We start from the raw sequence: 14,652 nt of genomic DNA on the forward strand, positions 1-14,652 counted from the left end.
CTGCTGCCCCGCTCGCGCCCCCGAAACCTCATACCAGGGTAGTAACCTGCCAATCCGTCCTCAGACTGGGGCACCACTTTGTCCCGGTGAATCTCCGAGCCGGCAAGGACTCGTTTTAGCACGAAATAATCACGGAAACATCACAAAAAGTCCCGTTTTCCTGAAAATTTCCTCAAATTGTCGAGGGAAATCACAGAAAAATCTAAAAGTGCAGGTCGATACCCCGATGAGAGTAGCGAATATAGAAGCAAACCAGGACCCGGCGTTCGGGGACGAACACAGGAACAAAATACAACAACGGCGAATCAGGGTGGGGACAATGATAAACCGAGTAATAATACAGAAAGCGCTGGCTATTATCGCCACGCTTGCCCTAATCGTGGGCACCGTGCAGCTGGTTACGCTAATGGTCCGACCCGCCACGGCCGACGCTTCGACGAACACCTCAAACATTCCCCCGGACTACGGTCCGATTGGTGATTTGACAAACGACCCGTTTACCACGAACTTCCCCCGCCCCGACAATGTCGGACACGCCCCCGAATTGACCAATAACCGCGTTGCTTTGGTGTTTAACTTCGAGCCAAGCTATGCCTGGGAAACCATGGGCGGAGCCTACTTCAGTTACAAAGACGGCAAACCCTACCGCAACTTTGATCAGTCCAATCAGATCATTCAGATGCTGAATCACCTGAAAGGCGCTCCGGTCTCGGTCGGGGTCTACACTTTCCACCGGGCCCGTTCCGCCAACGGCGTGTCCCCCAATAACACCCCGAACCTGAAAGCCACTTCCCTGGAAAACAAAGATGGCTTTGATAAGGTCATCGCCAAATTGCGCACCCTGGACGCCTCCGATGGACAGGGCAAACGAATGAGAGCCGAAGACGGGTCGAACTTCCAATGGGGGCTACAGCAAATTCGCGAAGATATGGATGCCTATGAGCAGGAAATCGAATCCCAATATGGCCGCCGCCCCACGCAGCCCCTGTATAACAACATCATCGTGTTCACCACCGGACTGGGATTCTGCTACGGCAATCCCAGCAATGAGAAATGCCGAGCGGTGTTGGACAGGAATGAGGCCGAAAATGCGGCCTATGCTGAGGCCACGGCTATCGCTAAAAAGGGCGCCCACGTGAACTTTTTAGCTATGGGGCCGTCCTATTACAACGATAGCCGACGCAGAGCCTTCCTCAGCGAATTAGCTAAGAGAACCGACGGCAATATCACCGTCATCAAGCATAATGTGAACGGCTACGGAACAAAGACCTCGAATGGCCTGCTGAACTACGACTGGTATCACTTCCAAGACCCCCGGAAAGACGATGCTTGGTACAAAACGAACAATCCAAAAAATGCCGACCAGCGAGAAGCAATCCGAAAAGCCTGTAACCAATTTGTCCCCCTCCCCGGTGTTCCGGAACCGACGGGAAAACCGTACGACTTAGCTGAGCAACGCTGCAACCACGTGCGCGACGGGAAGTTCGCCGACACCGTCGAGGACTACCTGTTTAAAGATAAAGGTCTGGAGATTACAGCCGACGCGGTCGATGAAAACCTGGTGTTTCAACACCCCATTGCGAATACCGAATTTGAAATCATCGATGGCAGGAAACTGTCTACCGGCACGGATGGCATCGTCGAAAAACCCACCAGGGGTGAGCGCAGCCTGCAAATTGTGCCTCGACCAAATCAGGAAAAGTACGCCCTGACCCGCCTCCGGCTGCCGGATGATAAATACTCCCCGGAAAAACTGCCCCAAGAGGCTAATGCCCGGTGCGTAGGTTTCTCCAGTCGCACAGATCCGATTATTTTTGCCCCGGCAGATGCTACGGGTGCGAATACCCGCGGCGGGATTTCCCTCGAACAAGCCATCCTCGATAAGTACACCTATATTAAGTGCGGGTTCTATCACCGCCCCATGCAAGAATCCGTGCTGCGAAAATCCGTGAAAGTCGGCAATGAGCAAATCCGTTTCGACGTGCTGAAATCCCAGTTTCAAGTGAACTGGAGCTGTAAGGATCCCTACGCGATTGAAAACCAGGACACGCCTTTTGTTACGGGCAACAAAAAGTTGGTGTTGGAGAAACAAAACCCCGACGACCCCGACATTATCCTAAACACCGAATACAGTTTCCCGGATATGCCTATCGGCACTCCCGGAACAGACAAAGTGAAACGTATGCCGGTCGGCGCCACATGCCAGGTAAACAGTTCCGTGAAGTATCCGCACCGCTGCTACGGCAGGGATCAGTCTGCGGGATGCACCGATAAGTGGACGAAAGATGACTGGGACAACCTGATGACCGTGGACGACACGCTGGACCAATCCCAATACTTTGAGGTCAAAACTACTGAAACCGCACCGCCCGCCACAGATTACCATTACGGGTTTAAGGCCTCCGGGGAGCATCTGACGAAACCTGCCTCAGCTGACCCTGCGGAAAAATCCATCTTGGAAACGCTGACCACTTTCACTTCGAAGAAAGCCTCCGTGAAAGTGCGGGTGAAATTTACCAATAACAGTAACGATCCGGCCTATAACACCTTGGAAAAGCACTCGACCGTGCCGGTGTACTACAACTGCCGCTATATGGGCGACCCGACCCGTCCCCCGGAGATTCCTGAGTCTAATGCCGCCGCGATGCCGGGGTATGTAGAACTCGGTGCGGTCGACGTCCCCACCGACGGAACCGAATTCTATGAACTCGGTATTAAGCGAGACCCCAATACCCATCAGCCGATTTTGGATGAACACGGCAAGACCATTCCAATCTGGCCAGTTGGTACGCACTGCCTGTTTACCTCTCTGCCGCCGAAAGACGCTCCGGGAACAGCCACCTCCACCCCGTGGAGCGTACCGGGCTTTAACATCACCGACAGCTACTCCTCCAACGTGTGCGCCAGCAATTGGAAAGATACGGACCCTGCCGAGAAAAAGTGCACCAATAACTATTTCTGGGTTAACTCTCAGGGCGAAAAATCGATTACCTTGACCCAGGACATCGTGCGGAACAATGCGCAGATGACTTTCACCAAGACCGTCAGCGGGGACGCGCAGCAAGTGGGACGGGAGCAAACGTTTACGGAAAACCTCAGCTGTAAACAAGGCGACGTGGACATACCTACCGGCACCGCGAGTTTTAGTGCGAAAGCGGACGTGCCCGTTACGGTCACGGTCCCGGCCGCTGCCACCTGTACCATTACCGAAGAAGATGTGACGGTACCCAACACCATCACCGTCACTAAGCCGGATCCAAAGAATTTCGGTCCGATTACGGACACCACCACCCCGGTTCCGGTCACGACCGATACCAAATTTGAGTATAAAACTGCGACGAAGAAAGTCGAGCACGTTTCTGAATTTGATGAAAATCTGAATGACGTGCGTTACACGAGCCTGCGAGATGCGTTGCGGGGACTTGATAAGACCGTCACTGCAACCTGTCTGAAACCGGGAGTGACCGAACCGGAAGTCATCACCCAGACCATTACCGGTGATGGCACAGTGAGCCTCGGCACCCTGCCAGCCACTACAACCTGCACTTTTAAGACCACCGTGCAGGGGTTGGATAAGTTAGCCTCGGCGGAGGACCCCGAACACCCGGGGCAAAAGCTGTATCCAGATGCCTACCGAGTCATTACCACCTCCACGGTGGACCCCACCACTACGACAGTGAATTCCAGCGGAACTCCGGCGAAAATCACCACAACCTATAAACTGCAGGTGGCGGGGGCTATCACTCTGACGACTGCCTCTACGGAGACCTTGCCCTATAACTCCTTGAAACAGCTGCTGCCCGACAATTACAAATACACCATCAACTGTGGGAAGGGCGACCTAAACGTTACCTTGAACCGTGATGGGGCCGTGGAAGAACTGACCGGGAACCCAGAGATTCCCGCAAACACCCAGTGTACCCTGACCCAAGCCACCACAGATAACGCCAAGCTGACCCGCACCACCACCATGACGCCCTCAAACGGCAGCCCCGCCACGCATACGTCAGGCGATACCGGCAATCCCAAACTCACGTTTACTTCCCCTGGGACGGACGGTACCTTGAACATCAACATTGTTAACGACTATGCGGTGGCATATACACAGCTGATGCTCTCGACCTCCACGGAGGTGAAGACTTCCGCCGATGCTAAGACCGCCGCCAACATTGACGTGCCTGAGGCTTGGAAGACTCCCCTGTTCACGCACAGAACTGATAACGGAACCGGCACGGAAGAGACCGTAGAGGGTTACAAGGTGCGCGCCGAACTGGTGTGTACCAGCGGCACGGACGAATACAAGATTGCCGGCGACTTCACGGTAAACGCTAACGACTGGAACCTGCCCGCCCCGCTCACCGTGCCGGTGGGCTGGAACTGTCAGATTGACCTCAACCAGCCGCTATTCAAGATTCCCGGCGCTGACCTGGTGGATTCCAGCGGCAAGGCACTCCGCGCCGATGCCGCCACGGGTGCGAACTTTACGTGGAGCGCCGTGGGCGATACGGGAACAGCCCCCACCCAGAGCGGTTTAATCGGCAAGCTGGTAACTCAGGCTGGGAATACTGCTGATGCCAACAGTCTCGCTCTGCACATTCCCTACCGAATGCAGCTCGGCTCGTTCAACCTTAAGAAAAAGGTCGGCGGCGAGGGCGTGTCGATGATTCCGGGATCCCACCAGTTCAAGGTCGATTATTCTTGTCGCCTCAACGGGGTGGACATACCGATACCCGCTGCCCGCACAATGGCGGAAAAACAGGACGTTACCGGCACATTAGGCAAAGACCTCAGCAACCGGCTCGCTGACTTGGCAGACCAGCGGAGCATGAAGATGGGACGGTTCGAGCAAGGTGAATGGCACCCGATTGATGCCCTGCCCGCCGGCGCTGTCTGCGCCGTGTCCGAGGACCGGGCCAAAGCCGAGCGTGAGTATTCGAAGTGGGATAACTATTGGGAGCTAACCCCCGGATTCCGTTCTCGCGAACCGATTGTGTCCAACTGCGAAACGAAAGGCACCGAACTTTGTAGCTACCGAGACTCCGGCTCGAAAGCCACTGCCCTGGTGAAGCTGCCGCGCGATGCCGGAACCAAGAACAACGATTTCTGGTCGAATAAAGACAATCCCGACGGATCCACCAACCCGATTGTGCCCAAGACATTGCCGGAAAACTTTGCGGGCACGATGGTGCCGTGGAACAACTACACGTTTAAAAAGACCCAGGTTAAGGTTCACCTCGCGATAGGCGGGAATGGGAAACGCTTGGGCGCAGGCAAGGAGATTTCGCTGCGTCTGTATTGCAAGCCCCCCTCCCTGGTGGCGAATGGAGCGCCGATTGAGGGCAACGGGGGTAACGCCGCCGCTATCTATAACACTACGCTGAAGCTGGAGCACAGTACGTCTGATCCTGACCCCTACACCGCCACCTACCTCTCCGACGTGTTTGTGCCGGTGGGTTATAACTGTGTCATCGCGCAGACCCGGCCGGAACCCTACGACGCTACGGTGGGCTATCAGCTGCACAACCACCCCGCGGATAGTCCCACGATATTGACCCCGGACATTCCCGCTGACGACCACAATCCCCTGGAAACTTTGAAAGGCCAGCTGGCTAAGTATGACGGCACTAACGACCTGTTCGGCACCGTTGATGTCAACGGCGGTACCGTGGGCGGCGTGGCTCACGAGGCGGACGGGAACCTGTTGCCGGCTCAAAACGAGGGTATCTTGAAAGGCTTTCGCGTGCACCCCGACTACGTGGCGGCTCAAGGCTCAACCCAGAATTTCACCGAGTTTGATTTGACGAACACCTACACTCGCCCCGAGGCAAATCTGTGGGTCAATGCCTTGGTGGATAAAACGACCACCAGCACGTATGAAGAAAACGTTGGCTCTAAGCTCACCATTTCGGGATACAAGGTCAAATACACCTGTACCGATGCGTACCTGCGGAATCCGGCGGTACTTCCTGCCAAGGAGGGTACTCCGGTGACATATACCGGCACCGTTGACGTGGGCAGTTCCGGTCACGCTGTTCAGATTACGCGAGCTCAGGAAGATATCCTGCCCGCCACGGCTACCTGCGCTTTCACGCTAGACAACGCCGGCACTGACCCGATTGGAGCCTACAAGACTTTGCGTCACCGGCTCGGCGCGGACTGGAGCGAAGTCACGTCGTCAAGCGGCACGAATCCCGGCACGGAAGTGCATGCGGAAACGTTCCAGCCCGAGTATATGGACAATTATTCATACTCCTGCCCGACCGAAGACGAACCGGATAAGCAATGCCAGGCCACAAAATCGGATTTGACGCAGTATCGGAACGCGAAAGGCGTAACCCTTGACCCCACGGGGCAAAATCAGACCACCATCACTTTCACGAATATCTACCTGGTGCAAAAGGCCGATATTGGAGTGGTGGCCTATCCGCAAGGCGACCGCGCTAAGCAGTATCTGCAGCCAGACACCACCTATGGCTATACCTACAGCTGTAACTATCCGGCACTGCCGGGTTACACGTCCCCCGGCTCGGGCCCATTGCAGCATGAAGACACCAGCGTTACCCCCGCCAAGGTAGGCAACGCCAAGGCGGCCCAGTTGGCGAGCACGATAGTGCCAGTCGGCTCAACCTGCACCATTGTTCCCCAGGAGCCATCGGCAGATTTGAGTGGCCTCGCGGCTGAGGGGCTGACCCACCTGACCGCGCTGATGACGCCGCCACGAAACCAGCTGATAGACCCGGCCACCGGGGCGCCCCGCACCGAACCGACGTTTACCGACGTACTCAAGGCCGATGGCTCCGGCATTGCATGGTCGGCTGCGGCCCGCGCCAAGATACCCGTTACTGGTTTCACGATGACTGCCGGAGACGACCCGCGCGTGGTGCCGCACACGATTTATCGATACAAGGCAAAAGTCCAGGTCCGCAAGGTCGATAAGGAGCAACAGCCAGTCGATAAAGGGGCTATTTTTAAGATTTATCCCGTCGACACGAACGGTCAGCCAGATTTGAATCAACGCATCGAGGTCAGCGAGCAAACCGACGCGAGCGGTAACACAATACCCGGCGTATTCGCAGCCACACTGGCACCCGGTGGCTATGTGCTGGAAGAAAGCAAGTCCGGTATGGGTGAAATGTTGCCGACCTACTGGCCGTTTACCGTAAGCGCCACAAACCACCAGAAAAACAACAATTTTGACCCGTACACCGACTTTGGTGAGGACCTCAAGGTAGAACTGGCGGACTATGTCTCACATTCGGGCCTGGTTGCCGTGAAGACCCCCGCAAACGATGCCCAGCCGTGGTCTATTGATGTGGCGGAAGTCTCTTCCGGGTACCTGCCCAAGACCGGCGGGGCGCGACTCTGGGTTGAAATCACCGGACTGCTGATGCTGGCGGGCGGGCTCGCCCTGGCTTACCGGCGCAAGACTTTACTCAAGGAAAACCACTAATTAACACAGGAAGATGAGGTTAGAAGATTATGAAATCCATAAGAATACCCATTTGGCGTCGCGCCGTGGCGATTTTTGCCACCGGGGCGGTCGCCCTGCTGGGGGCTGCGGGAATGCTCAACGCACCGGCCGCCTCCGCCGCGCCGATTAATCCAGATACAAATGGATCAATCACAGTTCACGCCCTGACTATGCCTACCGGAGGCGGCGTACCCGCCACCGGCATGGAAACAACTTCATTACCGGCGGAAGCCGCGGCAATCCCAGGCGCTGCTTTCAAACTCGAGAAATCCGCCATTAATATCACGACCAACCAAGGCTACTCTGATGCCCTCAGATTGACGGCCGCGCGTTTTGGCAACTTGGATACGAACTTCTCGGCGCGGACCGGCACTACCGGGAATGATGGCTCGTTTAAGTTCGCGAACCTACAGCCGGGCGTGTATCGACTCACGCAGACGTCCGCTCCGGCCGGGAAAACCCTGATGGCTCCGGCGGTCGTGTTCGTCCCCATGACGAACCCCACGAACACGTCTGAGTGGGTGTATAACATTCATGTCTATCCCAAGAACGGAGATGCCGGCCAGATTACCAAGACGGACATCACTCCGGCTGGTACTCCTATCACGGTCGGTTCCACGATGACTTGGCAGATGGACGTGCCGATTCCTGATATCAAGACCGACACTTTCACGGCATTTAAGGTGCAGGATTTGCCGACCAATATGAAAGCTAAGAATGTCACCTCAGTTGTCATTGACCCCGAACACGCGAAGACCGAATTGACCGCTGGCGCTAACAATGACTACACCGTGGCTACTACCGCGAACCAGCTGGAGGTCACTTTTACTACCAATGGTCTGACTAAGATTAATGACGCCAAGGGCAAAAACATGCGTTTGGTGGTCACCACCGAAGTATTGAGCTCGGTCACTACTACCAACAAAGTCACTAACGCCGCGAAAGCCATTTACACCACCGCGGACGGCGACACTAACGAGTCGACTATTGAGTCCGACCCGAATAACCCCGCTAAAACGACGTTTGGCAAACTGAAGATTTTGAACGAAAACGCTTCCGGCACCAAACTTTCCGGGGCACAGTTCCAAATCTTTGCTTGTGACGGAAATGGAACTAACGGGACTGCCCTGCAGGTTAACGGCTCCGATACCTTTACGATCAACGACGCAAATACCGGCGTGACGGTTGAACCGCTGGGCGCCACCAATGGCAATCTCTGCCTGGTGCAAACCAAGGCACCAGACGATTATCAGCAGCTAGCTGGTCCGCAACAGTTTGAATTCACCAGCGCGAAGATTGCTGCCGCTAGTGACAAAACTGTAACGGTGACGGTGAAGAACACCTCCACCAGCTCCATTACCGGACTGCTGCCGAATACCGGCGGCATGGGCATTGCCCTGTTCGTGGTGCTCGGCTTGGTGCTGTTGGGTGGAGCTGCCGTCTATATGCACCGCCAGCGCTCCTAACCGCGCTCACCCGCAGTACCGGGATAATCTCAACTAACCGAAAGGAGGGGAATAACGTGAGCGGAAAGAACTCTGTAGTGTTGGCGCCGCGCTCAGTCGCGAACGCGCCAAAACACATCAACGTCGTCCACTCACGCCCCCGCCTGTGGATTCCTGTGCTGTTGACCATCATCGGGATAGGGGTACTGCTCTACCCGGTGGTGGCGACAAACCTCAACAACTATGAACAACGCCGCCACACCTTGGCCTACAGCGAACAGATAGAACAGAGCCGACCCGAGGCGCTGGACGAAATGCTCGCCAAAGCCGAGGAATACAACCGGAGCATTCCCGGCATTCCCGTGCTCGACCCGTGGATGGCGCGCGTGTCCAAGAACAACTACCCCTATCAAGGGTATTTGCACCAGCTGGACCTGCTGCCCGAAATGGGACGGCTGGTGATTCCCAAAGCGCGGGTCGACCTGCCGATTTATCACGGTTCCGAAGTGGAGACTCTGGAGCGCGGAATTGGCCACCTCTACGGTTCGTCCCTGCCGGTGGGTGGGAATGACACCCACGCCGTGCTGACCGGACACACCGGACTGCCCACCGCGACCCTACTCGACCACCTGGTGGACGTGGAAAAAGGCGATTTGATGTTCCTGGACGTGATGGGACGCAAAATGGCTTACCGGGTTTACGACATTCGAGTCGTGAAACCTGACGAAGTGAAAACCCTCAAAGTCGAGGGGGGACGGGACCTGCTGACGGTGCTGACCTGCACTCCTTATGGAATCAACTCCCACCGCCTGCTGGTCACCGGGGAACGCACCACCCTGCCCCCCGAAGACTTCCCCGCGGCGCAGGCTCCGCTGCAGGTTGTGTCCTGGTGGATGTGGGTGCTGGTCGCTATCGCCGCGGCGGCTGCAGTGCTGGCAATAGTGTGGGTGTGGGGCCAACGGCGCCGGCGGCGAAACGAAAACTTTAAAGGCGATGCGCCCGGCGAAACGGAAAAAACCAGGGAGATGAAGTCATGGAAACGAAACTGAGAATGCGCCTAGCCGCGCTGGGGGCAGGATTTGCGCTGGCTCTCAGCATGGGTACGGCGCCCGCCCTGGCCAGCAGCGCAGAGGACAACATTCCCGCCATCACCGGTGATGCCGAGCATCTCAATGTGGATGATATCGACTCCACCCGTCTGGGCACGCTGGAAGTGCGCCTGACCCGCAAGAACCCCTACGACGACCTCAGTGAGCCTGGCATCACGGATGGCTCGACCGACAACTACACTGTAACGATTTCTAAAGTAAAGAATGTAGCTACCGCCGGGCCTAGCGCTGACTTTACCCAGTTGAGAGAGATGACAGTCGCCCAGGCACGCAATAAAGGCTTGGAAAGCCCCCGAACCGGCACCACGAACAATGCCGGCGTGGTGACGTTCAGCAATCTAGCGCTGGGAATGTACCTCATCGAGTCCACCCCACCCACCACGCCAACCGCCAACTACCTCAAGTTTTCCCCCTCCCTGGTGACCCTGCCCTATGGGGATAATTCGTCCGGGACCGCCCAGTGGGGTTACGGACTGGCGCTGGTGCCGAAACCAATCGTGAACACCCCGACACCGGGAGGGAACACCGGGGGCGGCTCAATCGTGCCCGGCTCCACCCCCACGCCCAGCAAGAGCGCCACGCCCAGCCAGAGCCCAACACCCAGCACTACCCCGACCCCGCCTGAGAAACCGCTACCGCCGCTGCCGAAAGGGGTGGACCCGAACCGGGTCACCGACCCTTATGACATTCCCGGCTGGATTTACGACCCGGACAAGAACACCTACATTCCCAACCCGGACGACCCGCGCGTGGCGGGCGTGTGGGAGCAATGGGGCCTGACCCCGCCGAATCAGTCGTTGCCCGCCAGAGTCGCTGACGCCCTGGCGAAAACCGGGGTGCAGATAGCCGGAGCCGTGACGCTGAGCGCCGGGCTGATTGTGATGGGGCTGGTGCTGATGCGCCGACGCTCTAGCTCAAACGAGCCTGCAGATTCTCGTCCAACGCATTCATAAAGTCGTCGCTGGTCAACCAGGGGGTGTCCCCGCCGACCAACAGCGCCAGGTCCTTGGTCATCTGGCCGCCCTCGACAGTCTTCACAATGACATCCTCAAGGGTCTCGGCGAACTCAATGACCGCCGGAGTGTTATCGAGCTTGCCGCGATGCGCCAGCCCGCGCGTCCACGCATAGATGGAGGCAATCGGGTTGGTGGAAGTCTTTTCCCCACGCTGCCAAGCCCGGTAGTGGCGCGTCACCGTGCCGTGAGCCGCCTCGGCCTCAACCGTGCGCCCATCCGGGGTCATCAGCACAGAAGTCATCAACCCCAGCGAGCCAAAGCCCTGCGCCACCGTGTCGGACTGGACGTCACCGTCATAGTTCTTGCACGCCCAGAGGTAGCCGCCGTGCCACTTCAGGGAGCTGGCGACCATGTCGTCAATCAACCGATGTTCATAGAGCAAACCGGCAGCCTCAAACTTGTCCTTGAATTCGGTTTCATAGATTTCGGCGAAAATGTCTTTGAACTGGCCGTCGTACGCTTTTAGAATCGTGTTCTTGGTTGACAGGTACACCGGGTACTTCCGTACCAGAGCGTAGTTAAAGCAGGCGTGGGCGAAATCGCGAATAGAATCGTTGAAGTTGTACATGCCCATGGTGACGCCGCCCGCCTCGGGCATGTGAATGACCTCGTGCTCGATGGGCTTGCTGCCGTCATCAGGCACCCAGCTCAACATGACCTTGCCGGCGCCGGGAACTTTAAAGTCCGTCGCCTTGTACTGGTCGCCGAACGCGTGACGCGCCACCACAATGGGCTTGTCCCAACCTTTGACCAAACGCGGCACGTTTTGCATGATGATGGGTTCGCGGAAAATGACCCCGCCCAGAATGTTGCGGATAGTGCCGTTGGGGGACTTCCACATTTTCTTTAGTCCAAATTCCTCCACGCGGGCCTCATCAGGAGTGATGGTCGCGCACTTCACGCCCACCCCGTACTTCTTAATGGCATTGGCGGAATCGACAGTGACCTGATCCTCGGTCTTGTCGCGATTTTCGATGCCCAAGTCGTAATACTTCAGGTCCACATCCAGGTAAGGCAAAATGAGTTTTTCGCGAATCTGTTGCCAAATAATGCGGGTCATCTCATCGCCATCGAGTTCGACCACCGGATTTTCCACTTTGATTTTCGCCATTTTTACTCCTTGTAGAGGTCAATTTTGCGGGCTTATCGCCACCATCGAAATTTTACTCGATATCGAGATAAATTTCCAGGATAGTTTTCCCCTGGAGTTGTTTACGGTTTTCCCGCGGCGGCCCGGCGGCCTTACTTCACCAGCTTGTCGGCGTAAAGTTCCTCAATCTCGGCAGCAAACGCCGCGGCCGCTTCCTTGCGCTTGACCTTCATCGACGGGGTCAGCAGACCGTTCTCGACGGTGAAGGCGGTCGGTAAGACCTTAAACTTGCGGATAGACTCGGCGCGAGACACGCGGGCGTTGACTCGTTCCACCGCTCGGGAAATGGCCTGCAACACCTGGGGATCCTTGGAGGCGGTCAGCGCGTCCATCGTGGGCATCCCGTGGTTCTTAAGCCAGGTCGGCAACATGTCCGTATCCAAGGTAATCAGGGCGGACACGAAAGGCATCCCCTCGCCCACCACCAGCACTTCGTTAATCAGGGCATACTGGCGCAGCGGATCTTCCAGCACTGAAGGCGCCACGTTCTTTCCCCCGGCGGTGACGATGATGTCCTTGGCGCGACCGGTAATCCTGACGAAACCGTCCTGGTCAATGGCCGCCAAATCACCGGTCTTAAACCAGCCGTTTTCAAAAGCGGCCTCGGTTTGTTCCGGGTTGTTGCGGTAGCGATGGAAGATGGCCGGGCTCTTTGCCAGCAGCTCGCCGGAGGGGGAAATCTTTAGGTCAGTAGACGCCACCGCGGGCCCGACCGTCCCGATACGGTAGTTCTTAATGTTGTTAAAGCACAGCGGCGCGCAGGTTTCGGTCAAACCGTAGCCCTCCAACACCGGCATGCCGATGCCGCGGAAAAAGTGGCCGAGTTCTTCACTCAACGGCGCCCCGCCGCAAATCACAAACTTCAGATTCGGCCCGAACAGAGACAAAATCCGGCGATAAACCAGTTGAGAATACATCAAACGTTTCGCCCGCAACCGCCGGCTGGGCCCTTCTGCCGTATCCAAAGCCCGCGAATACGCTTCGGCGACTTTCACCGACCGAGAAAACATAATGCGCGAAATCCGGTGCGCCCGGGCTTGGACCTGAGCCGTGTTGTAAATCTTTTCCAGCACCCGCGGCACCACCATGACGTAGGAGGGGGCGAATTCTTGCAGGTCAGTGATGAGGTTGCGGATATTGGGAGCATGACCCAGCGTGCCCGCCCCCCACACTTGAATCAACTGCAGGTATTGGGCCAAAACGTGAGCCAACGGCAGGAACACCAGCAGCCGAGAGGACGGATACCCCGCGATTTCCGGCATCCACTTCATGCCGTTGGCCAGCAGTTCCATCCAGTTCCCGTGCGTGATTTCCACACCTTTGGGCTTTCCGGCAGTCCCGGAGGTGTACACAATCGTGGACACGTCGTCGATAGTCACCGCGCGAGAACGCTCGTCAACCTGGAAATCGGGAACGTCCATACCGGCCTTTTTAATCCTGACCACCGCCGAGTCTTCCAGGCACAACACGTGTTTCAGGCTGCGGCCGCAATCCCGTTTCGAGCTGACCAGCTGGCGCATCGCGTTCGTTTCGCACACCACCAAAGCGGGGTCGGCGTCCTCTAAAATCCACGCAATCTGTTCGGCGGAATCCGTCTCATAAATCGGGACCAACACCAGTCCGGCGCAAAATCCCGCGTATTCCAACAACATCCAGTCATACGAGGTGTGACCCATGATGGAGAACCGATCCCCGGGCTGCAAACCCATCCCAATCAAGCCGCGCGCTACCGAATGAACGTCCTCGTTGAACTCCACCGCCGTCATCGAACGCCACCCGCCGAGCTCGGTCTTTCGGTCCAGCAATTTCGCGTTAGGCAGGCGACGCACCCGGTCCGCCAGGGTCCAAGGCAAAGTTTGGTGTTTCTCAGCAGTAAACAACCGCGGGCAATGCCAGTACCGTTCGCCGTCTACTTCGACCCAACCAGGCTTATCCATCGGGTTTTGCGCCCGATTGACAATCTCGTCTCGATTGTTACGTTTCTCATCAGACATAGGGTTAGCTTACCAACTTTCTGAATTTTCCCACTGCCGAGTTATCGCAGTTCACTCGGGCAATACCAGCATCACCAGGGCAATCCCCACCGCCGTCACGACCAGGACCGTCACGTCAAAGACCGTTCCGCGCGCCCGAGTCCAGGCGTGGCGGTTAGTCAGGCGAAACCCCGCCAGCGCCAACAGCACTACGACTAAACCCCAGACCGCCGCTTGCCACCATCCGATGACAGACAACACCAGTAGAATCACCACCGCCACCACCAGCAGCAACACTTGGGCGCGGCTGGGGGCATCGAAAGGATGCGGAGCCGTGTTGGGCACGACCGTGGGCTGGTCAGGCGTCACAGAATCCAGCGACTGCCAGTCCGGCGTGTCTGGTTCAGGGGTTTGCGACGGGTTTGGGGTGTTCAAAAGAATCCCTCGACGGTTTGCGGGTCGGTTACGGTTATACGGGCGACGCGACC

The 14,652-nt window shown here is 57.0% G+C and carries 7 protein-coding genes; 4 read left to right on the forward strand and 3 right to left on the reverse strand.

Going from position 1 to position 14,652, the window contains the following annotated elements:
- Nucleotides 1-319 precede the first annotated feature (319 nt).
- The 4 genes from Q0X47_RS01435 to Q0X47_RS01450 are packed head-to-tail and all read left to right on the forward strand — an operon-like array spanning nt 320 to nt 10,978.
- On the forward strand, nt 320-7,450 hold the full coding sequence (locus Q0X47_RS01435; RefSeq protein ID WP_297721943.1) for a DUF5979 domain-containing protein: 7,131 nt from the start codon (nt 320-322) through the stop codon (nt 7,448-7,450).
- Between the two features lie 29 nt (nt 7,451-7,479).
- Nucleotides 7,480-8,937, forward strand: a complete 1,458-nt coding sequence (locus Q0X47_RS01440) for a SpaH/EbpB family LPXTG-anchored major pilin (protein WP_297721945.1) — start codon at nt 7,480-7,482, stop codon at nt 8,935-8,937.
- A 56-nt stretch (nt 8,938-8,993) separates the two neighbouring features.
- The gene (locus Q0X47_RS01445; protein WP_297721948.1) at nt 8,994-9,965 is read left to right on the forward strand and encodes a class C sortase; all 972 of its coding nucleotides are present in this window, start codon (nt 8,994-8,996) and stop codon (nt 9,963-9,965) included.
- Complete coding sequence (locus Q0X47_RS01450) at nt 9,950-10,978, forward strand: adhesin (protein ID WP_297721952.1); 1,029 nt, start codon at nt 9,950-9,952, stop codon at nt 10,976-10,978. The genes Q0X47_RS01445 and Q0X47_RS01450 overlap by 16 nt, the downstream gene beginning before the upstream one ends.
- Here the strand turns inward: Q0X47_RS01450 and Q0X47_RS01455 are convergent.
- The 3 genes from Q0X47_RS01455 to Q0X47_RS01465 all read right to left on the reverse strand — a co-directional run bounded on the left by Q0X47_RS01455 (nt 10,935) and on the right by Q0X47_RS01465 (nt 14,599).
- The gene (locus tag Q0X47_RS01455) at nt 10,935-12,152 is read right to left on the reverse strand and encodes an NADP-dependent isocitrate dehydrogenase (protein WP_297721955.1); all 1,218 of its coding nucleotides are present in this window, start codon (nt 12,150-12,152) and stop codon (nt 10,935-10,937) included. The two genes, Q0X47_RS01450 and Q0X47_RS01455, sit on opposite strands and share 44 nt — an antisense overlap.
- Before the next feature lie 131 nt (nt 12,153-12,283).
- The gene (locus tag Q0X47_RS01460) at nt 12,284-14,185 is read right to left on the reverse strand and encodes a long-chain fatty acid--CoA ligase (RefSeq protein ID WP_297721959.1); all 1,902 of its coding nucleotides are present in this window, start codon (nt 14,183-14,185) and stop codon (nt 12,284-12,286) included.
- A gap of 51 nt (nt 14,186-14,236) precedes the next feature.
- Complete coding sequence (locus tag Q0X47_RS01465) at nt 14,237-14,599, reverse strand: intracellular motility protein A (RefSeq protein WP_297721962.1); 363 nt, start codon at nt 14,597-14,599, stop codon at nt 14,237-14,239.
- Nucleotides 14,600-14,652: the final 53 nt, after the last annotated feature.

The organism is uncultured Mobiluncus sp. (assembly GCF_947254095.1).
Lineage (GTDB): Bacteria > Actinomycetota > Actinomycetes > Actinomycetales > Actinomycetaceae > Mobiluncus.